Below are 23,975 nucleotides of genomic sequence, written 5' to 3' on the forward strand. Positions count from 1 at the left end.
CAGCCGGCGAAACCCGCTCTGAGCAGCGGTTTTAGGTAGCCAATGGGGTATGGTGTAATTGGCAACACAGCTGATTCTGGTTCAGCCATTCTAGGTTCGAGTCCTGGTACCCCAGCAAAATCCGTCAAGCTGCAAGCGATTAGGCGGCCCCCGTCGGGTGAGCTATGCTGGCAGCTCGGATCGGTTCTGGCCCCGTCGTCTAGCGGCCTAGGACGCCGCCCTCTCACGGCGGTAGCGTGGGTTCGAATCCCATCGGGGCTACAAATATTTACTGGCCGGTCCCCTGCACGGCCGGTGCGGTGGATCCACCCACCGGCATCGGCGGCATCCCAAGTTTGCGGTGATCCCACGAGCGCGAGCGCCGGGCGACGATGCGCACGCACACCCGCTTATTCATCATCTGCTCGACGAAGGGCAACATGTCGTCGGTGTAGGGACCGGTGTAGCGCTCCCACACGCTGACCCCGACGCGGTGCGAGACCTCGGGATCGTCGACGATCTCGGCAACGCCCTCAAAGGACACCCCGCGCAACGTGTCATAGGTGTCGCCGTCCTCGATCAAAAAAGTCACTCGCGGATCGCGGGTCAGATTGACGGCTTTCTGAGACTTGGCTTTGGTCTCTATCCAGATTTCGCCATCGACGACGGCGTACCACATGGCGGTCAGGTGCGGTTGGCCGTCGCGCCCAATGGTGGCCATTGTTCCGGTGCGGCTCTTGACGACGAAATCGGCGATCTCATCATCGGACATGACGATGCTCGCGCGCTGATTGGTTCCCATCGCGTCAGTTTGTCAGGCGGTCTGCGGCGAGTGTGCACTGGTGGCGTCGAGTTTGCGTCGACGGCGAGAGATCCGGGATTCCGTCGCCCCGGACGCACACTCGACTCGAATTACAGACGCCGAGCCATTGCGTCGGCCGCCGACAACAGGTCGGCGGCCCAGCGCGCTCCCGGACGCCGACCGATCCGGTCAATGGGTCCCGACACAGAGATGGCGGCAACGACCACACCACGGCCGTCGCGCACCGGCGCGGACACACTCGCCACCCCCGGCTCGCGCTCGGCAACGCTTTGCGCCCAACCGCGCCGACGTACTTCGGCCAGCGTCCGGTCGGTGAACTTCGCGGTCGGGAGCACGGCGTTTTGCGTGGCGGCATCGCTGTGGGCGAGCAGAACTTTGGCCCCCGAGCCCGCCGTCATCGGCAACCTTGCGCCGATCGGGACCGTATCGCGAAGGCCCGCAGACGGTTCCAGGGCGGCCACACACACCCGCGACGTGCCCTCGCGGCGGTACAGCTGCACGCTTTCGCCGGTGGTCTCGCGCAACTGGGGGAGCACGGCTGCTCCGGCCGCCAGCAATGGGTCGTTGACGTGCGCGGCGAGTTCGGTCATCGCGGGCCCCAGCTGCCAACGTCCTTCGTCGTCGCGCGCGAGCAGGCGATGTACTTCAAGCGCGGCCGCCAGCCGGTACGTGGTGGCCCGCGGCAAGCCGGTCCGTTCGCACAGTTCGGCCAACCCGCAGGAGGATTCCGCGATCGTGTGCAGCACATCCACGGCTTTATCCAGGACGCCGATGCCGCTATGCTGTCTCATAGAGAGATACTAGCGTCTCGCATTCTGAGATCACAGCCCAGATTGATCAGCGAGCCGCGAATGAGGCGAATCGAGGCGAGTTTCACGATGGCAACCGAAATACCTGGTGCAAAGCCGCGCACCCTGGCCGAAAAGGTCTGGGACGACCACGTTGTGGTGTCCGGCTCGTCGGGCGAGGGGGCCGGCGCGCCCGACTTGATTTACATCGACCTGCATTTGGTGCACGAGGTCACCAGCCCGCAGGCGTTCGACGGTTTGCGGCTGGCCGGCCGCCCGGTGCGCCGGACGGATCTGACGCTGGCCACCGAGGACCACAACGTGCCCACCGTCGACATCGACAAGCCGATCGCTGACCCGGTATCGCGCACTCAGGTCGAGACATTGCGGCATAACTGCGCCGAATTCGGTGTCCGGCTACATCCGATGGGCGATATCGAACAGGGCATCGTGCATGTCGTCGGACCGCAATTGGGGCTGACCCAACCGGGAATGACAATCGTCTGTGGGGACAGTCACACGTCCACCCACGGGGCATTCGGTGCGCTGGCAATGGGAATCGGAACCTCGGAGGTCGAGCATGTGCTGGCCACCCAGACATTGCCGTTGCGGCCCTTCAAAACAATGGCGGTCAATGTCGACGGCCAATTGGCGCCCGGAGTCTCGGCCAAGGACATAATCCTCGCGCTGATCGCAAAGATCGGCACGGGAGGCGGACAGGGCCACGTCATCGAATATCGGGGCAGCGCGATCGAATCGCTGTCGATGGAAGGCCGGATGACGGTCTGCAACATGAGTATCGAGGCCGGTGCCCGGGCCGGAATGGTGGCCCCAGACGAGACCACCTATGAATTCCTGCGTGGCCGTTCGCACGCGCCGACCGGCGCGCAGTGGGATGCCGCGCTGCGGTATTGGCAACAGCTGCGCACTGACGACGGCGCAGTTTTCGACACCGAGGTCTATCTCGATGCCCAGGCGTTGACCCCGTTCGTCACCTGGGGGACCAATCCCGGCCAGGGAGTGGCATTGGGTGCGACGGTGCCCGATCCCGATATGATGACCGACGACGGCGAACGACAGGCCGCGGAGAAAGCCTTGGCCTATATGGACCTTCGGCCGGGTATGCCGATGCGCGAGATCGCCGTCGACGCGGTGTTCGTCGGGTCTTGTACCAACGGTCGTATCGAGGATCTGCGGGTGGTGGCCGACATCTTGCGCCGTCGCAAGGTAGCTCAGGGTGTGCGAATGCTGGTCGTTCCGGGCTCGATGCGGGTGCGTGCGCAGGCCGAAGCCGAAGGCCTCGGTGAGGTATTCACCGCCGCCGGTGCCGAATGGCGGCAGGCCGGCTGCTCGATGTGCCTGGGCATGAACCCCGATCAGCTTGCGCCAGGTGAGCGCTGTGCTGCGACGTCCAACCGCAACTTCGAAGGGCGGCAGGGCAAAGGCGGCCGTACACATTTGGTATCACCGGCCGTCGCCGCGGCAACCGCGGTCCGCGGCACATTGTCCGCTCCGGCCGACTTGAACTGAAAACGAAATCGAGGACGAAGATGGAAGCCTTTCACACTCACACCGGGATTGGCGTGCCGCTGCGGCGCTCCAATGTCGATACCGATCAGATCATTCCTGCGGTGTATTTGAAGCGCGTCACCCGAACCGGGTTCGAGGACGGCTTGTTCGCGACGTGGCGCTCAGATCCGTCATTCGTGCTCAATCTCAGTCCATTTGACCGAGGCTCGGTCTTGGTCGCCGGACCCGACTTCGGGATCGGTTCGTCGCGTGAGCATGCGGTGTGGTCACTGATGGACTACGGGTTCCGGGTCGTCATCTCGTCTCGATTCGGTGACATTTTTCGGGGCAACGCGGGCAAGGCGGGGCTGCTGGCCGCCGAAGTCAGCCAGGACGGAGTGGAACTGCTTTGGAAGCTCATCGAGCAGAGTCCGGGACTGGAAATCACTGCCAATCTTCAAGATCGAAATATCACCGCGGGAACGACGGTGCTGCCGTTCACGATTGACGACCACACCGCATGGCGACTGCTCGAAGGTCTTGACGATATAGCCCTTACGCTGCGGAAACTCGACGAGATTGAATCTTTCGAGACGGCTCGTCCGGACTGGAAACCGCGCACTCTGCCCGCCCCTTGATCGGTCGATCGGGATGACATTTTGCCCGGATCCTCTTAGATAGCAAGGCTTATTTTTCGCCCGCGTCACTAGCCAAGGGCGGCAAGCAGATTGCGGAAATTCTTGTCGCGTGGCCGTGAAATTGCGCGTGGCGCTTGGAAATTTGCTAGGTAAGGGTTTACCGTGTTCGCTAGTCGGTTCCCAAAAAAGGAACCACTGGCTTCGGAGGGTTTGGATGAACAAAGCAGAGCTCATAGATGTGCTCACACAGAAATTGGGCTCGGACCGTCGGCAGGCGACCGCCGCCGTCGAGAATGTTGTCGACACCATTGTGCGTGCGGTGCACAAGGGCGACAGCGTAACCATCACTGGGTTCGGTGTGTTCGAACAACGGCGCCGCGCAGCGCGTGTGGCCCGTAACCCGCGTACCGGTGAGACGGTGAAGGTAAAGCCGACGTCCGTCCCCGCGTTTCGTCCGGGTGCTCAATTCAAAGCGGTTGTCGCTGGCGCACAGCGCCTCCCGTCGGAAGGACCGGCCGTGAAACGTGGAGTTGTAGCAGGCGCAGCCAAGAAGGTTGCGAAGAAGGCGCCCGCCAAAAAGGCTGCCGCCAAGAAGGCGCCCGCCAAAAAGGCGCCCGCCAAGAAGGCGCCGGCCAAGAAGGCCGCAGTGAAGAAGGCGCCCGCTAAGAAGGCGCCAGTGCGCAAGGCCGCAACCAAGGCTCCTGCCAAGAAGGTTGTGAAGAGGGCTCCGGCCAAGAAGGCGCCCGCTAAGAAGGCCCCAGTGCGCAAAGCCGCAACCAAGGCTCCTGCCAAGAAGGCTGTGAAGAAGGCTCCGGCCAAGAAGGCCGCAGTCAAGCGCGGCCGCAAGTAAGGCAGTAACCGAGTTCAGACGCGAATACCCTTCGGGCGGCAAGTCTGCCCCCGGAGGGTATTTCGTGTGTCAGGCCCGGACGTTGGCGGCCAGCGCGCCGCCGATGTGATCGGCTCCCACCAGTCGGCCGTCGGACAGCGACAGCACCCAGGTGCTGCCTTTGTGGTTGCGGGATTTGTCGGGGTCCACCCCGTCGCGCTCGCACCACCATTCGATCAGATCCGGAATCACCTTGCCCTGCGAGCAGATCACCGGTGTGCCCTTGTGCTCGGCGATGCGCAGCATCCGGTGCCGGCCGCGTTTGGGGCTCTTGGCGTATGACTCCTCGGTGAGGGTGGGCTCGTTCTCGATCGGCACACCCAGCTCCTCGGCGAGCGGTTCGACCGTCTGGTGGCAACGCACCCGGTCGGCGGCGAACACGTCGGTGGCGCCGAACGCCATCAGCTGTGCGACCAACGCCTCGGCCTGTGCGCGCCCTCTTTTGTCCAATGGCCGCTTGGTGTCGTCTCCCGCAAAGCGTGACTTCCGGCCGGCGGTGCCGTGCCGGACCACCAATACCGTTCGGGTATCAGCTGGTTGTTTAGTAAAGCGCTGCAACACGTTTCGGTCTTGGGCGTAGTCGAGTTTCTTCATCGCGTCGGCGACGGGCAACCAGATCAACTCGTCGACCTCTTTGCCCGGTTCGAATTCGCCACCGGTACTGCGGGCCGCCCAGTAGTACACCTTTTTGACGCCCTGGTCGATCGGATAGCTCACCTTGTTCAGGCGCCTGCCGAGCACACAGTGTTGTCCGGTCTCCTCGAGCACTTCGCGCACGGCAGCCACCGGTGCTGTTTCGCCGGGGTCCACTTTGCCTTTGGGCAGTGACCAGTCGTCGTAGCGGGGACGATGGATGACGGCGATCTCGAGCTCGGGGTTGGCCGAATCGGCGCAGGCTTGCCGCCACAGCACCGCGCCTGCGGCGTAGACGATGCGCTTCCCGGAGCGCCGACCGCCTGACGAGTTCTGGTCCGACACCTCACTCCTGCAGGTCAATTCGGCCAGCGCCACGCCGGCCTGGGGTGGCCTGGAAAACTACCACACCGCGTCAGGCGCTGCGGTGCCGCTCCATCAATGACTCCTGGTGGTCGCGCACAGAATGACCTTCGCGCGGCGACGCGATCCACTGCCCGTCCGACTCGAGCTCCCAGCACCGGGTGGACGGATCCAGCGCGGACTCGAACAAGTCGTTCAGATATGCGGTCAACTTCGAATCCCTGACCTGAACCAGCGCCTCGACCCGCCGGTCGAGGTTGCGGTGCATCATGTCGGCGCTGCCGATCCAGAACTCGTTGATGCAACTGAAATGCATGATCCGCGAGTGCTCCAGGAACCGGCCGAGGATGGACCGGACCGAAATGTTCTCCGAGAAACCTTCGGTGCCCGGGCGCAGCGCGCAGATACCCCGTACCACCACCTCGACCCGCACGCCGGCCCGCGACGCGCGATACAGCGCGTCGATCACCTGCTCGTCGACCAGAGCGTTCATCTTCATCCGGATCCGGCCGCCGCCACGTTCGCGGTGGGCGGCAATCTCACGCTCGACACGCTCGACGATGCCGGTGCGAATGCTGTGTGGAGCAACCAACAGGTTGCGGTAGGAGACCTTGCGCGAGTAGCCGGTCAGCGAATTGAACAAGTCCGTCAGGTCGGCCCCGATCTCCGGGGAGGCCGTGAGCAGACCGACATCCTCGTACAGTCGCGCGGTCTTCCCGTTGTAATTGCCGGTCCCGATGTGGCAGTAGCGCCGGATGGTTGAACCTTCGCGGCGCACCACCAGGCAGGTCTTGCAGTGCGTCTTGAGTCCGACGTACCCGTAGACCACGTGGACGCCCGATTGCTCAAGGGTGCGTGCCCAGCGGATGTTGGCCTGCTCGTCGAAGCGAGCCTTGATCTCCACCATTGCCACGACTTGTTTTCCGGCCTCGGCGGCTTGGATCAGTGCCCGAACGATCGGCGAGTCACCGGAGGTGCGGTAGAGCGTCTGCTTGATCGCCAGCACGTTGGGGTCGGCGGCGGCCTGCTCGATGAATCGTTGCACGCTCGTGGAGAACGACTCGTACGGATGGTGAAGCAGCACATCGCCTTCGCGCAGCGTCGCGAAGATGCTCTTGGGTGTCTCCCGGTCGGCGAAGGTGGGACTGGTGGCCGGAATCCAGGTGCGGTCTTTCAGTGCGGGCCGATCCACTCCGTAGATCTGCCACAGCCTGGAGAGGTCGAGAAGTCCGGGGACTTCAATGACGTCACCGGGATTCACGTCGAGTTCGCGCAGCAGCAGCTCCAACATGCTCTCGGTCATGTCGTCGGCGACCTCGAGCCGCACCGGCGAACCGAACCGCCGGCGCGCCAATTCCCGCTCCAGGGCCTGCAGCAGGTCCTCGTCGCGGTCCTCTTCGACCTCGTAGTCGGCGTTGCGGGTAATGCGGAACGCGTGGTGCTCGACGATCTCCATGCCCGGGAACAGCATCGGAAGGAACGCCGCGATCAGCTCTTCGGTTGGCAGGTAGCGGATGACGGCTTGGCCCTCGTCCCCGTCGCCGCGGCCCTGCAGCTCGACGAAGCGATTGACGTTGTCGGGCACCTTGACTCGGGCGAAGTGCTGACCGCCGTCGTCCTTGACCGTGACAGCCAGGTTCAGGCTCAGGCCGCTCACGAACGGGAACGGGTGCGCCGGGTCGACGGCGAGCGGGGTCAGGACCGGGAAGACCTGCTCGTTGAAATAGGTCTGCAATTGGTCGCGCTCGGACTGATCCAGATCGGCCCACGCGACGATATAGATGCCTTCTTGCGCGAGCGCCGGTCGCACCGAGTCGAGGAACTCCCGGGCGTGCCGGGTGGCGATCCGCTGTGTCTGCTCGCCGATGCGGGCCAGTTGCTCACGCGGTGTCAGGCCGTCGGCCGAGCGGACCGACAGTCCCATCTCGTCGCGGCGCTTGAGGCCGGCCACCCGGACCATGTAGAACTCGTCGAGGTTGGACGCGAAGATCGCCAGGAACTTGGCTCGCTCCAGCAACGGCAGAGAGGTGTCGGCGGCCAAGGCCAGCACGCGGGCGTTGAAGTCCAGCCAGCTCAGTTCCCGGTTGAGGTACCGGTCCTCGGGCAGCGCATCGTCGATCGCGGCGGGGGTGGTGGCCGGCGGTGCTCCCACCGAGCTCTCTGTGGATTGCCACGCGGTTTCGTCGAGACGTGCTTGCGCTTCGATATCGGTCACGATGGAATCATTGCTCATCACCCGCTGGTGCTGCTAGCGCTCGGTAGAGATCCACATGTCGTTGGCGAGCCGTTCATCCGCTAGACAAGTTTGCCAGGCGCCAATTCTCAGTGCTGCGCGATCGCGCGGGCGGTTGCCGGTCCGACACCGAGACGGCGGGCGGCCACCAGGTCGGCGGGAGTGTCGACATCGCAGCGCAAGCCGGGCCACGCGCCCGTCAGCTCGATCGCGCCCGAACGACGGTGCCGCGCGGCCGAATCCGAACCGAAGTGTGGATCCAATGTGGCACCGAATGCGCATAGTGCCGCGGTCCCGGTTGCCAGCCGGTCGGCAACGAAGGAGCGTCGATGCTGGCGTGCGGCCGCGATCGCGTCTGCCAGCTCTTGTGTCTGCAAGGCAGGCAAATCACCTTGCAGCGCAATAACATTGGAGAAGGATTGGGCGACCGAGCTCTCGGCGGCGGCGATGGCGTGATTCAGGGGATCTTCATGGTCTTCGGGTGTCGGGTCGGCGAGCACCTGCGCTCCGAGCCCCACCGCCGTGGCCGCCGCGGCCTCGTCGGGTGTGATGACGGTGATCGAGCCCACCGATCCGACCCCCGCCGCGGCTGTCACGGTATCCACCAACATCGCCAGCACCACGGTCTCCCGGGTCCGCGCCGAGAACACCGGAGCCAGCCTGGTCTTGGCGGCGGCCAGCCGCTTGACGGCGATGATCAACGCGATATCGCCGGCACCATCACCCCGTGTGCCGCTCATGGCTCAATCCTGCCAGCGCGGCGTTTCGCCCCGGTCGCGAGCATCATGGTGACGGTCGCTCATCCTGTTCTAGGGTGTATCGGCTGCAGATGCCGCGTTGATGACAGATCGGGATGAGAAATGGCCAGCACATCGGGCGCCGTCGCGGTAATGGGCGCCGGAGCATGGGGAACCGCGCTGGCCAAGGTGCTCGCCGAGGCCTCCGAAGGAGCCGCCGCGCCGGATGCCGAGATCGCCCTGTGGGCCCGGCGATCCGATGTCGCCGAGCAGATCAACGCCACCCGATACAACCCCGCCTACCTGCCCGGAACCGCGCTGCCGCCGGGCATCCGGGCCACCGCCGATGCGGCCGACGCGCTGCGCGGCGCGACGACGGTGTTGCTGGGCGTGCCGGCGCAGAACCTGCGGAGCAACCTCGAGCAATGGGCTCCGCTGATCGCTGACGGTGCGACGCTGGTCAGCCTGGCCAAAGGTATCGAGTTGGGCACCCTGATGCGGATGAGCCAGGTCATCGTTTCGGTGACCGGCGTCGACCCGTCGCAGGTCGCGGTGATTTCCGGGCCGAACCTGGCCAGTGAAATCGCCGAATGTCAACCCACCGCCACCGTCGTCGCGTGCAGTGACTCCGGCCGGGCGGTCGCCTTGCAGCGCATGCTGAACACCGGATACTTCCGCCCGTATACCAACAGCGACGTGGTCGGCACCGAAATCGGCGGGGCTTGCAAGAACGTCATCGCACTCGCGTGCGGGATGGCGGCCGGCGTCGGCCTGGGCGAAAACACCGCCGCGGCGATCATCACCCGCGGCCTGGCCGAGATCATGCGGCTGGGCATCGCGCTGGGCGCCAAGGGCGCGACGCTGGCCGGCCTGGCGGGTGTGGGTGACCTGGTGGCCACCTGCACGTCGCCGCATTCGCGCAACCGCTCAATGGGTGAGCGCCTGGGGCGGGGCGCGACGATGCAGTTAGCGCTGGAAGGAAAGGAAGGGCACGTTGTCGAGGGCGTGACCTCCAGCGAATCCGTGCTCGCGCTGGCGTCCAGCTACGACGTCGAGATGCCGCTGACCGACGCGGTGCACCGGGTCTGTCACAAGGGACTTTCGGTCGACGAGGCGATGGCGCTGCTGCTGGGCCGCACCACCAAGCCGGAGTGAGGCCGTCGAGGCCGGCGGCCAGCAAAAACCCAGTCAAGGACCGGCCACCCGACCCGTTGGCGGCCCAGGCGGTAGCCTCTCCAGGTTGTGAACGCCAGCGACGGGACGAGCCGGGCACCCGGGTTACGGGGTAGCCGGGTGCGGGTAGCCGTCATCTTCGGTGGGCGCAGCAACGAGCACGCCATTTCGTGTGTGTCCGCGGGCAGCATCCTGCGCAACCTCGACCCGCAGCGATTCGATGTGGTCGCGATCGGGATCACCCCGGCAGGGTCGTGGGTGCTGACCGACGGCGACCCGGACGCGCTGGCGATCTCCAACCGGCAGTTGCCCGAGGTGACCACCGAGTCGGGCACCGAGCTGGCGCTGCCGGCGGATCCGCAGCGCGGTGGCCAGTTGGTGTCACTACCGCCCGGCGCCGGTGAAGTCCTCGGCTCGGTGGACGTGGTGTTCCCGGTGCTGCACGGCCCCTACGGCGAGGACGGCACGATCCAGGGTCTGCTCGAACTCGCTGGGGTGCCGTACGTCGGAGCCGGTGTGCTGTCCAGCGCCGTCGGGATGGAGAAGGAATTCACCAAGAAGCTGCTTGTCGCCGAGGGTCTTCCGGTCGGCGCGTACGCGGTGCTGCGCCCATCGCAGCAGACGCTGCTCCGCCAGGAACAGGAGCGGCTGGGGTTGCCGGTGTTCGTCAAGCCCGCACGCGGCGGTTCGTCGATCGGTGTCACCCGGGTGGCACGCACCGACGAGCTGGCGGCCGCGGTGGCCGAAGCTCGCCGGCACGATCCGAAGGTGATCGTCGAGGCTGCGATCAACGGTCGCGAGCTGGAATGCGGCGTCCTCGAAATGCCAGACGGCGCAATAGAAGCCAGCACGGTAGGGGAGATCCGGGTGGCCGGCGTGCGCGGCCGCGAGGACAGCTTCTATGACTTCGCGACCAAATACCTTGACGACGCAGCCGAATTGGATGTGCCCGCCAAGGTCGACGACGACATCGCCGATGTCGTGCGTCAATTGGCGATCCGGGCGTTCAAAGCCATTGACTGCCAGGGCCTGGCCCGGGTCGACTTCTTCCTCACCGACGACGGACCGGTGATCAACGAGGTCAACACGATGCCGGGGTTCACCACGATCTCGATGTACCCGAGGATGTGGGCGGCCAGCGGCGTCGACTATCAGACTCTGCTGTCGACCATGGTCGAGACGGCTTTGGCCCGGGGTACGGGTCTGCGCTAACGCTCGCCGGGCCGAGCGGGATCGATCGGCACCGCGGTAATGATGCGATCGATGACCTCGGACAGCTGCTGGATCGGTGTCGGCCCTGATCCCGACGGCAGGGTCAGTGCGAGATACACCGGCCGATCGACCGTGTACCAGGTGGATCTGCCTGCGTCACCGGCGGATTGCTGTTCGGCGGCCACTTCGAACCACTGCACCCGGTCGACGATCTGGATCGCGGAGCCCACCACGAAGCCGGTCGGGCGGTCCAGCCCGCAGCGCAATACCACCGGCTCGCTGCCGGTTCCGGCGCGCCAGGCGGTCGCACCCTGCGGCGCGGGCTGCGCCAGCGCCGCGCGCTGGTAGTCCCCGAGCCGCTGCGGCAGCGCCGCCGACAGTGCGTGGCATGCGGAACTGTCGGCCTGGGGCGCCGGCACCGAGGGAAGGGCGACCGGCTGCGGCGGTGCTTGACGGGTTGCCGCGATGACAAGGACGATTCCGATCGCGACGACCGCCACCGCAACCGCGGCGATCAGCAGGGCCCGTGGCGGTCCGCCTGGGTCGTCTGTGTCCGAACTTGCCATCACCGCCCGGACATCGACGCAACAGCATCGACCACCCGGGCACCTCCCATCTCATACACTGGCGCCGTCCGCTTGCGCGGGCAGGGACCAAACTTACCGCAGGTCGGACCATGGTACGAGGGCCTTAGGTCGCCGAGCGCCCGAGGAGGTGACATGCGCGAAGAAGTAGCCGGGGAGTCGCCCACCTTAGGGCAGCTCGGTGAATTCGCCGTCATCGACCGGCTGGTTCGCGGGCGCGCGCAGCCCGATGCCGTGCTGCTGGGGCCCGGCGACGACGCGGCGGTGGTGTCGTTCGACGACGGCCGCACCGTGGTGTCGACCGACATGCTGGTGGCCGGCCGGCATTTCCGGTTGGACTGGTCCGCGCCCCGCGACGTCGGCCGCAAGGCGATTGCGCAGAACGCCGCGGACATCGAGGCGATGGGCGCACAGGCCACCGCATTCGTGGTCGGCTTCGGCGCACCAGCCGATACGCCGACGGCGGACGCGGACGCTTTGGTCGACGGAATGTGGTATGAGGCAGCGCGACTCGGCGCCGGCATCGTCGGCGGCGACCTGGTCAGCTCCCCGCTATGGGTGTTGTCGGTGGCGGTGCTGGGCGACTTGGGCGGTAGGGCGCCGGTGTTGCGTTCCGGCGCGAAAGCCGGCGCAGTGCTTGCCGTCGCCGGCGAGCTGGGCCGCTCTGCTGCCGGATACTCGCTGTGGGACAAGGGGATTGGCGGGTTCGACGAACTGCGCGCCCGCCATCTGGTGCCCGAGCCGCCCTACGGTCAGGGTGCGGTGGCCGCGGGGGCGGGTGCTCAGGCGATGATCGACATCTCCGACGGTCTGGTCGCCGACCTGCGGCACGTCGCCGAGGCGTCCGGTGTCGGTATCGACCTGTCCACCGCGGCGCTGGCTCCCGATCGCGACGCGCTGGGCGCGGCCGCGGCGGCGGTCGGGGCCGATCCGTGGGCGTGGGTGCTGGGAGGTGGTGAAGACCACGCGCTGGTGGCCTGTTTCGCTGGCCCGGTGCCATCCGGGTGGCGCGTCATAGGTCAAGTGCTCGAAGGGCCGGCCCGGGTGCTCGTCGACGGCGCCGACTGGCAGGGGTACGCGGGCTGGCAGTCGTTCGAGGGTTAGGGTTGCGCGGTGACCGCACGTCCGTTGGGTGAACTCGTCGAGCAGGGCTGGGCGGCTGCGCTGGAGCCGGTGGCCGAACAGGTGACCCAGATGGGGGAGTTCCTGCGAGCCGAGATCGCGGCGGGCCGCAAATACCTACCGGCCGGACAGAATGTGTTGCGCGCCTTCATTTTTCCGTTCGACCAGGTGCGGGTGCTGATCGTCGGGCAAGACCCCTACCCGACACCGGGGCATGCGGTGGGCCTGAGCTTCTCGGTGGCTCCCGAGGTGCGTCCGCTGCCGCGCAGTCTGTCCAATATCTTCGACGAATACTCCGCCGACCTGGGGCACCCGCAACCGTCGTGCGGCGATCTGACGCCCTGGGCGCAACGCGGCGTGCTGCTGTTGAACAGGGTCCTGACGGTTCGTCCGAGCAACCCGGCATCGCATCGCGGCAAGGGCTGGGAAGCGATCACCGAGTGTGCCATCCGCGCGCTGGTGGGGCGGTCGCGGCCGATGGTGGCGATCCTGTGGGGTCGCGACGCGTCGACGCTCAAACCGGTGCTGGCGGAGGGCAACTGCGTGGCGATCGAGTCGCCGCACCCCTCGCCGCTGTCTGCGTCGCGGGGATTCTTCGGCTCGCGCCCGTTCAGCCGCGCCAACGAACTACTCGCCGGGATGGGAGCCGACCCGATCGACTGGCAGCTGCCGTAGGCCGGCGCTCACGACTCCGGGAAGTTCACGTCCTTGGTGACGGCCTTCCACTCCTCGATCGAGGCCGACATCGCTGTGATCTTGTCGCGCATGGCCTTCAGCACGTCGCGGCCCAGCAGTAGCCGCAGCGGTGGGTCTTCGAGCGTGGTCACCATCAGCACCGCCTCGGCCACCTTGCGTGGGTCGCCCGGCAGGTGATCGGCGAATTGCTTGATCAGGTCCTTGCGTGCTGCCACGTCGGCGTAGGCGGCAATCGGGCTGCCCGATTCCTTCATCGACCGGGTTGCCCAATCGGTACGAAAGGCTCCCGGCTCGATGGCGGTCACCTTGATGCCCAGGGGTCGCACCTCGGTGGCCAGTGCCTCGGTCACCGCTTCGAGCGCGAACTTGGTCGACGAGTAATAGGCGTTGGGCGGGTTTGCCACCAGACCGGTCATCGAGGAGATGTTGATGATGTGCCCCGATCCGCGCGCCCGCATCGCGGGCAGCACCGCCTTGATCATGTCGACGGACCCGAAGTAGTTGACGTCGAATAACTTTCGAACCTCGGCGTCCTCGCCCTCTTCCACCGACGACAGGTAACCGTGACCGGCGTTGTTGACCAGGACGTCGATACCGCCGCCGCGATCTGGGCGGCATCGGTCACGTCGAGGGCCACGGCCACGGCTCGTTCCCCGAATTCGTCGGTGAGATCGGTCACCGCTTCGGCCCGCCGCGCGGTCACCACCACGCTGTGGCCGGCTGCTAAGGCGACGCGGGCGATTTCGCGGCCGAAGCCGGTGGAACAGCCGGTGATCAGCCAGCGCGACATCAACAGATCGTCCCTTCCGGTAGCCGCCGCAGATAGGCTTTGCGCCGGTCGGCCAGTTGTGCGGCGCGCTCCTGGGCGCTCACCCGCGGCAGGTGCGGCACCTCGGCGTCGAGCCGGTCGAGTTTGATCACCCGGCCGCGCGCGCCAAGGTCTGCACGCGGACCGGTCTCGCCGAATTCCGCCATGCGCAGGGTCAAGATGGCCTCCCGCAGGCCATCGGAGTCGATCCAGTTCGCCACGCCGGGATCGACGGGCGAGATCACGTAGGTGTAGGTGCCGTCCTCGCCGGCGACCGACTGCGCCTTGTTGAGGCTGCCGGTGCGGTCGACGAGATCGAGTGTGGTGCCCCAGATATTGCTCAGCGGAACGGTGAAGTATTCGGCGCCGCCGTCGCTGAGGTCGACCACGAACGCTTCGTCGGGCTCGAGCTCGAAGCGGCCCATCACATAGACCTGGTTGCGCATCGCGCCGACTTTGTCGGCCGACCACGCCAGGTTGAAGTGGTTGGCGGGCATCTTGTACACGCCGTGGCTGAGCTTACCGGTGAAGTTGGCGAAGTAATCCATCATCGCCGCGGTGGCCTCGGCCTGCTCGTCGAGGGTGCGCGCGGGCGTTTCGGGATGGCCGCCAAGCCGTTGCACCTCAATATGATTGGGGTCGTCGCGGCCCCAGTCCAGCAGCACGTCACGGATGTAGAACTCGTGGGCCGCCGCAGAAGCCTGCACGTGATTGGGTCGCCCGTTGGCGGGCTCGGCGTCGACGGTGATGGTGTAGCTGCCGTCGGAGTCGACCACCATGGTGCGACCGTTGAGCACGTTGACGGTGCCCATGTTCGCATCCCACAGCGTGAAGTAGTTCTCGGTCATGCGGTGCTCGCCGACCCGGCCGTGGATCTCGTAGCGCTCGTCTCCCGAGATCGGGATCACCCGGTACACGCTGTCGGGATTGTCAATGCCCCAACGTGATCCGGGAATGTTTCGGCCTTCCACCGGATGGGCGAGCCGGGTGATACAGCTGACCTTGGGCCGCAGCTTGTCCTGATTGGACGACCACACCGCCGCGGAGAACATCACCTCGGCGAATGAATCGTCGAACCGCTCGCGCATCGCATCGGATGCCTTGGCGCGGCCCAGCCAGGTCTGCGCCACGCTGCGGTAGGCGGCTTTGACGGTCGGATGCTCGATCAGGTCGAGGGCGGCCAGCTCTTGTTCGCGCTGGGATGCGGTCGAGACTGGATCGTCAGGCATGCGCTGTTCCTCCGATGTGCTGTTCAAAGCGCTTGTTGTACAAATCGAATCGCTCGTCGACCTGTTCGGGAAGCAGACCGTAGTTGTCCAGTCCGTAGGGCGGGCGGACCGCCTCGCGGGGACGCTCGTGCAGCCAGCGCCGCATCGCGTCCTCGGCGGCATCTATCAGCGGCAGGCCAATGGCGTCGTAGACGTGGGCCACCTGCCCGATCGGATCGGCCACCGCCTCGTCGTATCCGATGTCGGTGACCACTGTGGCCTCGCCACCGGTTTGGCGGGCCCACCCGTCGCGAGCCGACATGGCCCGGTCGTTGGTCCAGCCCATCCGCGCCAGCCACTGCGCGCCGACCCGGTGTACGTCGACGGTATCGGCGTGCATCGCGTGCAGCGTGGCGTTCAGACTGGCGCCCGAGGCGATCGTGGTGCGCGGGTCGCGATGCATGTGCACCACGTGCAGGCCGGGAAACCGTGCTGCCAGCTTGTCCAGATAGCCCAGGTGCGCAGGCGATTTCAGCACCCAGCGCGGTGCTTGTAGTCCGCCCCCCGAACAACGTTGCCGCTTTTGCCACTGAACGAATTGCAACATGCGGTGCAGGTGTTCGTAGGCGGGGGAGAAGTCCTGCTCGTCGAGCCAGGGCCGGTAATGCGGAAGGTGGGCTCCTGATTCGGGGACATGGGACAAAAACGCGTCAGCCAGGAAAACGATTTCTTCCTCGGCTTCTGCTGCGTACATCGGGTGGATGGCGAACAGATCCGGCGCCAGCGCACGGGTTTTCGCTTCGCGCGCTCGGCTGATCGGGATGCGCCGATCGACGGCATCGCTGAACCGATAGTCGAGCTTGGGCGCGACCTCGACGACCTCCCACCCGTAGGCGCAGATGAAGCGCGGGTCGGCGGCCAGCAGTCGTTGCAGCAGCGTGGTGCCGCTGCGCATCATCCCGACGACGACGATCGGCGCGGCGACCCGCTCCTCGAGGATCTCCGGGTGGCGGCGGATCCACTCCTGGGTGCGAAGCCGCATGCGCAGGCTGTGCACGATGCCCGAGCGCAGGATGTGCACCCCGATGGCGTTCAGGTCGGCCCGCGCGTAGTCGTCCAGCAACACCTGCAGTGGACCCTCGAATTCGCCGGGGCCCCAATCGGTCAGGGTCTCCTTGCGCTGCGCGTCGGCCTGCACAGCGGCTAAGTCAAACGCGCTCGAGGCTGCCACGCGTTCAGAACTTCAGGTGCTGGCTGACATCGCCGAGCTGGTCGACGAACATGATGCGGCTGTCGAACCACCAGGCGCCGTCCACCCGGTGAAAAGTGTCTTTGTAATGCCCAGTGACGATCACTTGCAGCGGAAGATCCGGGGTGGCCTGCGTGACGCAGTAGTAGGACGTGCTGCGTGCGGTCCCCGCGCCCTCGTCGATGTGGAGCTGCACATTGCTGGTGTTGTGCTTGGTCTTCGGGGTGCCGTCGTCGTAGATGCGGGTGGCCATGTCGTACATCTGCCGCACCCGGGCGGATCCCTCGAACACCGTCTCCGGCGGACCATCTTCCATGCCGCAGATGCGGCCATGTTCGAAAAGCCCGGCAACCCCGTCCAGGTCACCACCGTCGAGGAGCTCGGCGTAGGTGTAGATCAGGTTGGTGATTTCTCGCGCGCTGTCACTCATGCCAAGCCACTCCTGTGCCGTTTGCAGACCATGTTGGCAGAACTGACCCAACTTACATAGAACCGCCCATTACTCTTAGTCGCCGTGACGTTACCTTGGACGCCGAGCCGCCTCGGCAACTTGACCGGCAAGCGGGTCATCGTGACCGGAGCAACCAACGGCGTTGGGCTGGGCACCGCGCAAGCGCTGGTCAAAGCCGGCGCCCAGGTGATCATGGCCGTACGCAACACCGACCTTGGCAAGCAACGGGCCGAACAGATGGGCGGCTCGACATCGGTGGTCAAACTCGATCTCGCCGACCAGTCGTCGGTGCGAGCCTTTCCCGATCAGGTGGACGGCGATATCGACATCCTGATCAATAACGCCGGCACGCTCACCGATCGACGCACCGACACCGTCGACGGCTTCGAGATGACGCTGGGCACCAACCTGCTGGGACCGTTCGCGCTGACCAATCTGCTGTTGCCGCGGGTGCGTTCGCAGATCATCAACGTCGGCTCCGATGCGCACAAGTCGGCCACCCTGCGACTCGACGACCTGCACCTGCGCCGCAACAAGTGGACCAGGCTCGGTAGCTATGCCATGTCGAAGCTCGCGGTGATGCTGTGGGGGCTCGAGCTGGACCGCCGGCTGCGCGCCGCGGGATCGCCGATCGTCAGCCAACTCACCCACCCGGGGTGGGTGGCCTCGAACCTGTCCAATCTCTCGGACGCACCGCTGATGTCGCTGGCCCACAAAGCCGTCACGCTGGTGGCCGACCGGCTGGCCAACGACATCGACGAAGGTGCGGCGCCGACCTTGTACTGCATCAGCGAGCCGGTTCCGCCGGGCAGCTTCGTCGGCGTCAGCGGCAGGCTTGGCCTGCGCGGCGAGCCGGCCATGATCGGTCGCACACCGCTGGCGTGCGACTATGACGCGGCCGCCCGGCTGGTGGCCTTCGCCGAAGAACAGACCGGGACAACGCTGGAGGTATAGCCATGGGTGAACTCGACAACTCGGTCGCCGTCATCACCGGTGCAGCGCGCGGCCAGGGCCGCAGCCACGCCGTGGCGCTCGCCGAACAGGGCGCCGACATCATCGCCGTGGACATCTGCGCCGACATCGACGCGATTCCCTACCCGCTGGGGAGCAAATCGGATCTCGACGAGACCGCGCGGCTGGTCGAAGCCGCAGGTCGCAAGGCCGTGACCGTCGTCGCCGACGTCCGCGACCTGCCCCAATTGGAAGCGGCGGTGCAAAGCGGCATCGACGATCTCGGAGAGGTCGATATCGTCATCGCGAACGCCGGAGTGGTGGCGATCGGCGACCCGGAAATCCATTCCGAGCCGGTGTTCAACTCGATCGTCGACACCAATCTCAAGGGGGTCTGGCACACGCTGCTGGCGACGGTGCCGTCGATCGTCCGCAAGGGCCGGGGCGGGTCGATCGTGCTGGTCAGTTCGTCGCAGGGCCTGACCGGTCGGGGCGGCGACGGCAGCGCCGCAATGTTCGCCTACGCCGCATCCAAGCACGGCGTGGTGGGGCTAATGCGTTCGGCCGCCAATGCGTATGCGCCACACAAGATTCGGGTCAACTCGGTGCACCCGAGCGGTGTCGCCACACCGATGATCATCAACGACTTCGTGGTGAACCGGATGCTGGAGAATCCGAACCCCGCGGTCGCCCAGATGCTGTTGCCCGACGTGCCGTTGGTCGAACCGCAGGACGTGACGGAAGCGGTGCTGTGGCTGGTCGGTCCCCGGGCGCGCTACGTGACCGGGGTGTCGATACCTGTCGACGCCGGGCACATCGTGATGTAGCCGCGGCCGCTGGCTCCGGACTAGCCCCGGACGACCTTGCCGGCTTTGATGCAGGACGCGCAGGCGTTGACGCGCTTCTTGTTGCCGCCGGGACGAGACACGACGTGCACAACCTGAACGTTGGGGTCCCAGCGCCGGCTGGTGCGGCGGTGGGAGTGCGACACCGACTTACCGAAGCCGGGGCCTTTCCCGCAGATATCGCACACAGCGGCCATCGTTGTAGCTCCTCAAATGTTCGGGGGTCCGGCACGGATAAGGTCGAGACGCGCCGCGACAGTTCAGGATACCGACTGAGGTGGGCAACCACCAAAACGATCCACAACTGACGGCGGCGCACCTCTGATCCTGTCGCTGTCGCTGGCTAGGCTCAATAGGCCGGTCAGCCCTTGCCGGCAAGGGGTGGCTCGCGGGCAGCCGCCACGTGCGTCATCGCCGCGCTACGCTGGCGCCCGCCGGCCGCTGGCTGCGAGGAGGTGGGTCAAGTGGGCAATCCGGAACGTCTGCTCGACGCGCCGGCCCTGCGGGATTGGGCGCACGCCGCCGTCAGCGACCTGATCACTCACATCGACGAGATCAACCGCCTCAACGTGTTCCCGGTCGCAGACTCCGACACCGGCGCAAACATGCTGTTCACGATGCGTTCCGCGCTGGCCGAGGCCAACGCCGGGATCGGTGCCGACAGCGGCCCCGGATGCGTTGCCCGGGTCGCCTCCGCACTGTCGGTGGGCGCGCTGAACGGTGCGCGCGGCAACTCCGGGGTGATCCTGTCGCAGATCCTGCGCGGCATCGCCGACGTCACCGCGACCGCGGCCGCCGATTCCGGCGGTGAACTGCCGCAGCTGGACGCGGTGCTGCTCGGGGCCGCGTTGCATCGCGGCGTCGAGCTGGTGATCAGCTCGATGGGCGGCCAGGAAGTCTCGGGAACCATCGTCTCGGTGCTGCGGGCGGCTGCCGACGCCGTCGACGGCAGCGCGCGCGACGGGCTGGCCTCGGCGATCACCGCGGCCGGCGACGCGGCCGTTGTCGCGCTGGAGAAAACCCCTGAACAGCTGGACGTTCTTGCGGACGCCGGTGCCGTGGACGCCGGCGGGCGGGGCCTGCTGGTGCTGCTGGACGCGCTGCATTCGACCGTCATCGGGCAGGCGCCGGCCCGCACCATCTATGAGCTCTCGCCGCGGGCGCAGCCCGCAACGGGTGTGACCAAGCGGCCGGCGCCGCAGTTCGAGGTGATGTATCGGCTGGACGGGTGCAATCCGCCCGCCGCGAACGCCCTGCGGAACCGGCTGATGAAATTGGGTGACTCCGTGGCCATCGCCGCCGCGCCGTTCACCAACCAGGCCAGCTACTCGGTGCACGTGCACACCGATGACGCCGGGGCCGCGGTCGAAGCGGGGGTGGCGGCCGGACGGCTGAGCAAGATCGTGATCTCGGCGCTGAGTTCTGGGATCACCGGGCTGCCCGCGGGCAGCTGGACCAAGGAACGGGCGGTGCTGGCGGTCGTCGACGGGGACGGCGCCGCGGAGCTGTTCGCCGGCGAGGGCGCCCAGGTCCTGCAGCCCGCCCCGGACGCAGGCGACCCGACCACCGCCATCAGCGCTCACCAGCTGATGCGGGCCGTCGTCGACGCCGGCGCCGCGCAGGTGATGGTGCTGCCGAACGGCTACGTGGCCGCCGAGGAACTGGTCGCCGGCTGCACCGCGGCCATCGGCTGGGGCATCGAGGTGGTGCCGATACCGACGGGGTCGATGGTGCAGGGGCTGGCCGCGCTGGCCGTGCACGAAACCGACCGGCAGGCGGTCGACGACGGCTACACGATGGCGCGCGCCGCCGGCAGCGCGCGATATGGATCGGTACGCATCGCCACCGAGAGCGCGCTGACCTGGGCGGGTCGCTGTCAGCCGGGCGATGGCCTGGGCATCGCGGGTGACGAGGTGCTGATCGTGGCCGCCGACGCGGCGGGGGCGGCGATCGGCCTGCTCGACCTGCTGTTGGCTTCGGGCGGCGATCTGGTGACGGTGCTGGTCGGTGTCGGCATCGACGACGGCGCCGCTGTGGTGACCGCCGTCCTGCACAAGCACGTGCACGACCACCATCCGGGCACCGAGCTGGTGACTTACCGCACCGGCCACCGCGGCGACGCCCTGCTGATCGGGGTCGAGTAATCGTGGCGTCGCTAAGCGACCGGCTGGACTACGTGCTGGGCGCCAAGGCCGCGGATTCCCTCGACGAGGTGTTCGGCATCCGGACGGTTGACGACCTGCTGCGCCACTACCCGCGCAGCTACACCGAGGGCGCGGCGGTCCGGGGTGCCGACGACGAGCGGCCCGAAGAAGGCCAGCACATCACCGTCGTCGACACCATCACGCAGGTTTCCGAGCGGCCGATGCGCAAGCGCCCCAATAACAAGATCCTGCTCGTCACCGTCGGGTCGGGACGCAACAAGCTCACCGCCACCTTCTTCAATGCGCGCTTCCTCAAGAAGGGGCTCACCGAGGGCACCCGGGTGATGCTCTCCGGCGAGGTCGGATACTTCCGGGGCGCGATGCAGCTGACACACCCCGCATTCCTGATCCTCGACTCGCCGGACGGTAAAAACCGGGGCAGCACCTCGCTGCGTGGCATCGCCGACGCTTCGCAGGCGGTCAGCGGCGAGGTGTTGATGTCGGCATTCGAGCGCCGCTTCTTCCCGATCTATCCGGCCAGCACCAAGCTGCAAAGCTGGGACATCTTCGCGTGCGTGCGCCAAGTGCTCGAGGTTCTCGATCCGGTGGCTGATCCGCTGCCCGGGGAGTTCGTCGCCGCTCACGAGTTGATGTCCGAGGACGAGGCGCTGCGCGCGATTCACCTTGCCGAAGACGAGGGGGAGCGGGACCGGGCGCGCGAGCGGCTGACCTTCGACGAGGCAGTCGGCCTGCAATGGGCGCTGGTGTCACGCCGGCACGGTGAGCTTTCGCAATCGGGGCCATCGGCGCCCCGGCAGTCGGCCGGACTGGCCGCGGAACTGTTGGGCCGCTTGCCCTTCGAGCTGACAGTCGGGCAGCGCGAGACGCTCGACGTGCTGTCCGAGGGGCTGGCGGCCAATCGCCCGATGAACCGGCTGCTGCAAGGTGAGGTCGGCTCCGGCAAGACGATCATCGCGGTGCTGGCGATGTTGCAGATGGTAGATGCGGGCTACCAATGCGCGCTGTTGGCCCCCACCGAAGTCCTTGCTGCACAACATCTTCGGTCGATCAACGATGTGCTGGGCCCGCTGGCGATGGGCGGTCAGCTGGGCGGGGCCGACGACGCTACCCGGGCGGCGCTGCTGACCGGATCGATGTCGGCCGCGCAGAAGAAACAAGTTCGGGCCGAGATCGCCGGCGGCCAGGTCGGCATCATCATCGGCACGCACGCATTGCTGCAGGACGCCGTTGAATTCGCCAACCTGGGCATGGTCGTCGTCGACGAGCAACACCGGTTCGGCGTGGAGCAACGAGATCAGTTGCGCGCCAAGGCTGCTGCGGGCATCACGCCGCACCTGCTGGTGATGACCGCAACGCCGATTCCACGGACCGTCGCGCTGACCGTCTACGGAGATCTGGAAACCTCGACATTGCGTGAGCTGCCACGCGGACGTCAGCCGATTACCAGCAACGTTATTTTCGTGCGCGACAAGCCCGCCTGGTTGGACCGCGCCTGGCAGCGCATCGCCGAGGAGGTCGCCGCCGGACGGCAGGCCTACGTGGTGGCGCCCCGCATCGACGAGACCGAAGAGTCGGGGAAGGGAGAAGACGATGCGCGCCCTACGGAAACCGCCGTGGGGCTTTTCGCGCGTTTGCACTCCGGCGAGCTGGCGAATCTGCGACTGGGTTTGATGCATGGTCGGTTGCCTGCCGACGAGAAGGACGCCGCGATGGCCGCTTTTCGCAACGGTGAAACCGATGTGCTGGTGTGCACCACCGTGATCGAGGTCGGCGTCGACGTCCCCAACGCCACGGTGATGCTGGTGATGGACGCCGACAGGTTCGGAATCAGCCAATTGCATCAGCTACGTGGCCGCATCGGTCGCGGCCAGCATCCGAGCCTGTGTCTGCTGGCCACCTGGAGTTCACCAGGTTCCCCGGCCGGCCGGCGGCTGAGTGCCGTCGCCGCAACCCTGGACGGTTTCGCGCTTTCCGAGCTGGATCTGCGAGAGCGCCGGGAGGGAGATGTGCTGGGCCGCAACCAATCCGGTAGGGCGATCACGCTGCGGCTGCTGTCGCTTGTCGACCATCTGGTGTTCATCGAAGCCGCCCGGGAGTTCTGTACCGACGCGTATCAGGACGCCAGCCTGCATGCCGGATTAGCGCTGCTGGCAGCGCAATTCACCGAAACCGACCGCATCGAATACCTGGACAAGTCGTGAACGGCAAAGTGCTGCTGTGGTTGTCGGCCGCTGCGGTGGTCGCGGTGCTGGTCGCCTATCAGACCCTGGGGTCGACGTCGGCCAAGCACGCGCAAGTTGCCGCGCGCGCCGATGTGCCCACCGTGGCACCCGGCGCCGATGTGCTGGCCGGTATTGCGGTGGTACCCCTTCGGGTGCACCGCTACGACTACCTCAGGGCGGCTTACGGCGACGCCTGGGACGACGACAACGGTGCCCCGGGCGGGCACAACGGATGTGACACCCGCGACGATATTCTCGACCGCGATCTCGTCGACAAGACGTTCGTGGCGATCAAGCGCTGTCCCAGCGCCGTGGCCACCGGCGTACTGCACGACCCGTATACCAACACCACGATCGCCTTCCAACGGGGCGCCAAGGTCGGCGAATCTGTGCAGATCGACCACATCGTGCCACTCGCGTACGCCTGGGACATGGGAGCGTTCGGCTGGTCGGATCCCGAGCGGCTGCGCTTCGCCAACGACCCGGCCAACTTGCTGGCCGTCCAGGGTCAGGCCAATCAGGACAAGGGCGACCTGCCGCCGGGTTTGTGGATGCCGCCGAACAAGGCGTTCGCCTGTCAGTACGCGATGCAGTTCATCGCGGTGCTGCGGGGTTACCGGCTGCCGGTGGATCAGGCGTCGGCGGGTGCGCTGCGTCAGGCCGCGTCCACCTGCCCGACGGGCTAGCGACCGGCCGG

22 protein-coding genes, 2 tRNA genes and 1 pseudogene are annotated in these 23,975 nt (G+C 66.4%); 14 read left to right on the plus strand and 11 right to left on the minus strand.

Annotation, left to right across the window (positions count from 1 at the left end; translation table 11 throughout):
• Positions 1–43: 43 nt before the first annotated feature.
• Together H7K34_RS14765 and H7K34_RS14770 are read left to right on the plus strand one after the other, a co-directional pair.
• Positions 44–115: transfer RNA gene (locus H7K34_RS14765), tRNA-Gln, on the plus strand.
• Positions 116–188: 73 nt separating this feature from the next.
• A tRNA-Glu gene (locus H7K34_RS14770) sits at positions 189–261 on the plus strand.
• A 7-nt stretch (positions 262–268) separates the two neighbouring features.
• Here the strand turns inward: H7K34_RS14770 and H7K34_RS14775 are convergent.
• On the minus strand, positions 269–781 hold the full coding sequence (locus H7K34_RS14775; RefSeq protein ID WP_108920667.1) for a pyridoxamine 5'-phosphate oxidase family protein: 513 nt from the start codon (positions 779–781) through the stop codon (positions 269–271).
• Positions 782–891: 110 nt separating this feature from the next.
• A complete protein-coding gene (locus H7K34_RS14780) occupies positions 892–1,593 on the minus strand; it encodes an IclR family transcriptional regulator (protein WP_264062739.1) in 702 nt (233 codons plus the stop codon).
• Between the two features lie 87 nt (positions 1,594–1,680).
• Between H7K34_RS14780 and leuC the strand changes: the two genes are divergently transcribed.
• The 3 genes from leuC (at position 1,681) to H7K34_RS14795 (ending at position 4,587) form a co-directional block, all read left to right on the plus strand.
• Positions 1,681–3,120: a 3-isopropylmalate dehydratase large subunit gene (gene leuC / locus H7K34_RS14785; protein ID WP_264063560.1), complete on the plus strand. Its 1,440-nt coding sequence runs from the start codon at positions 1,681–1,683 to the stop codon at positions 3,118–3,120.
• A 20-nt stretch (positions 3,121–3,140) separates the two neighbouring features.
• Complete coding sequence (gene leuD, locus H7K34_RS14790) at positions 3,141–3,737, plus strand: 3-isopropylmalate dehydratase small subunit (protein ID WP_264062740.1); 597 nt, start codon at positions 3,141–3,143, stop codon at positions 3,735–3,737.
• A 214-nt stretch (positions 3,738–3,951) separates the two neighbouring features.
• Complete coding sequence (locus H7K34_RS14795; protein ID WP_108920664.1) at positions 3,952–4,587, plus strand: HU family DNA-binding protein; 636 nt, start codon at positions 3,952–3,954, stop codon at positions 4,585–4,587.
• 69 nt (positions 4,588–4,656) lie between these two features.
• Here H7K34_RS14795 and mutT1 read toward each other — a convergent pair whose 3' ends face one another.
• The 3 genes from mutT1 to cofC form a co-directional block, all read right to left on the minus strand.
• Entirely contained in the window at positions 4,657–5,604 is a 948-nt protein-coding gene (gene mutT1, locus H7K34_RS14800) for an 8-oxo-(d)GTP phosphatase MutT1 (protein ID WP_264062742.1), read from the minus strand.
• Between the two features lie 70 nt (positions 5,605–5,674).
• Positions 5,675–7,858 carry an RNA degradosome polyphosphate kinase gene (locus H7K34_RS14805; protein WP_264062743.1) on the minus strand — a complete coding sequence of 728 codons (2,184 nt, stop codon included), beginning with the start codon at positions 7,856–7,858 and terminating at the stop codon, positions 5,675–5,677.
• 86 nt (positions 7,859–7,944) lie between these two features.
• Entirely contained in the window at positions 7,945–8,595 is a 651-nt protein-coding gene (gene cofC / locus H7K34_RS14810) for a 2-phospho-L-lactate guanylyltransferase (protein ID WP_264062744.1), read from the minus strand.
• A 120-nt stretch (positions 8,596–8,715) separates the two neighbouring features.
• Between cofC and H7K34_RS14815 the strand changes: the two genes are divergently transcribed.
• Both H7K34_RS14815 and H7K34_RS14820 read left to right on the plus strand, forming a co-directional pair.
• Positions 8,716–9,747 (plus strand): NAD(P)H-dependent glycerol-3-phosphate dehydrogenase, encoded by a 1,032-nt coding sequence (locus H7K34_RS14815; RefSeq protein WP_264062745.1) that lies wholly within the window; start codon positions 8,716–8,718, stop codon positions 9,745–9,747.
• Positions 9,748–9,834: 87 nt separating this feature from the next.
• Positions 9,835–10,977 (plus strand): D-alanine--D-alanine ligase family protein, encoded by a 1,143-nt coding sequence (locus tag H7K34_RS14820; protein ID WP_264062746.1) that lies wholly within the window; start codon positions 9,835–9,837, stop codon positions 10,975–10,977.
• Here H7K34_RS14820 and H7K34_RS14825 read toward each other — a convergent pair.
• On the minus strand, positions 10,974–11,543 hold the full coding sequence (locus tag H7K34_RS14825; RefSeq protein ID WP_108920658.1) for a DUF3515 domain-containing protein: 570 nt from the start codon (positions 11,541–11,543) through the stop codon (positions 10,974–10,976). The two genes, H7K34_RS14820 and H7K34_RS14825, sit on opposite strands and share 4 nt — an antisense overlap.
• 153 nt (positions 11,544–11,696) lie before the next feature.
• On the opposite strand from H7K34_RS14825, the gene H7K34_RS14830 reads away from it, so the two are divergent.
• Entirely contained in the window at positions 11,697–12,665 is a 969-nt protein-coding gene (locus H7K34_RS14830; protein WP_264062747.1) for a thiamine-phosphate kinase, read from the plus strand.
• A 9-nt stretch (positions 12,666–12,674) separates the two neighbouring features.
• The gene (locus H7K34_RS14835; protein ID WP_264062748.1) at positions 12,675–13,358 is read left to right on the plus strand and encodes a uracil-DNA glycosylase; all 684 of its coding nucleotides are present in this window, start codon (positions 12,675–12,677) and stop codon (positions 13,356–13,358) included.
• Positions 13,359–13,366: 8 nt separating this feature from the next.
• Here the strand turns inward: H7K34_RS14835 and H7K34_RS14840 are convergent.
• From H7K34_RS14840 to H7K34_RS14855, 4 genes and pseudogenes are all read right to left on the minus strand, one after another.
• Positions 13,367–14,169 (minus strand): annotated as a pseudogene (locus tag H7K34_RS14840) (oxidoreductase).
• A complete protein-coding gene (locus H7K34_RS14845; RefSeq protein ID WP_264062749.1) occupies positions 14,169–15,416 on the minus strand; it encodes a hypothetical protein in 1,248 nt (415 codons plus the stop codon). The pseudogene H7K34_RS14840 and the gene H7K34_RS14845 overlap by 1 nt, the downstream one beginning before the upstream one ends.
• Entirely contained in the window at positions 15,409–16,626 is a 1,218-nt protein-coding gene (locus tag H7K34_RS14850; protein ID WP_264062750.1) for a sulfotransferase family protein, read from the minus strand. The genes H7K34_RS14845 and H7K34_RS14850 overlap by 8 nt, the downstream gene beginning before the upstream one ends.
• 4 nt (positions 16,627–16,630) lie before the next feature.
• A complete protein-coding gene (locus H7K34_RS14855; protein WP_264062752.1) occupies positions 16,631–17,074 on the minus strand; it encodes a nuclear transport factor 2 family protein in 444 nt (147 codons plus the stop codon).
• An 84-nt stretch (positions 17,075–17,158) separates the two neighbouring features.
• Here H7K34_RS14855 and H7K34_RS14860 point away from each other — a divergent pair, with 84 nt between their 5' ends.
• Both H7K34_RS14860 and H7K34_RS14865 read left to right on the plus strand, forming a co-directional pair.
• Positions 17,159–18,049 carry an SDR family NAD(P)-dependent oxidoreductase gene (locus tag H7K34_RS14860; RefSeq protein ID WP_264062753.1) on the plus strand — a complete coding sequence of 297 codons (891 nt, stop codon included), beginning with the start codon at positions 17,159–17,161 and terminating at the stop codon, positions 18,047–18,049.
• 2 nt (positions 18,050–18,051) lie between these two features.
• Positions 18,052–18,873 carry a mycofactocin-coupled SDR family oxidoreductase gene (locus H7K34_RS14865; protein ID WP_108920650.1) on the plus strand — a complete coding sequence of 274 codons (822 nt, stop codon included), beginning with the start codon at positions 18,052–18,054 and terminating at the stop codon, positions 18,871–18,873.
• Between the two features lie 20 nt (positions 18,874–18,893).
• Here the strand turns inward: H7K34_RS14865 and rpmB are convergent, their stop codons facing one another.
• Positions 18,894–19,088, minus strand: a complete 195-nt coding sequence (gene rpmB / locus H7K34_RS14870) for a 50S ribosomal protein L28 (protein ID WP_108920649.1) — start codon at positions 19,086–19,088, stop codon at positions 18,894–18,896.
• 267 nt (positions 19,089–19,355) lie between these two features.
• Here rpmB and H7K34_RS14875 point away from each other — a divergent pair, with 267 nt between their 5' ends.
• The 3 genes from H7K34_RS14875 to H7K34_RS14885 are packed head-to-tail and all read left to right on the plus strand — an operon-like array spanning position 19,356 to position 23,964.
• Positions 19,356–21,035: a DAK2 domain-containing protein gene (locus H7K34_RS14875; protein WP_264062756.1), complete on the plus strand. Its 1,680-nt coding sequence runs from the start codon at positions 19,356–19,358 to the stop codon at positions 21,033–21,035.
• Between the two features lie 2 nt (positions 21,036–21,037).
• A complete protein-coding gene (gene recG, locus H7K34_RS14880; protein WP_264062759.1) occupies positions 21,038–23,257 on the plus strand; it encodes an ATP-dependent DNA helicase RecG in 2,220 nt (739 codons plus the stop codon).
• Positions 23,254–23,964 (plus strand): HNH endonuclease family protein, encoded by a 711-nt coding sequence (locus H7K34_RS14885; RefSeq protein ID WP_264062761.1) that lies wholly within the window; start codon positions 23,254–23,256, stop codon positions 23,962–23,964. The genes recG and H7K34_RS14885 overlap by 4 nt, the downstream gene beginning before the upstream one ends.
• Positions 23,965–23,975 lie beyond the last annotated feature (11 nt).

This window comes from Mycobacterium montefiorense (assembly GCF_025823255.1).
In the GTDB taxonomy this organism is placed as follows: Bacteria; Actinomycetota; Actinomycetes; order Mycobacteriales; family Mycobacteriaceae; genus Mycobacterium; species Mycobacterium montefiorense.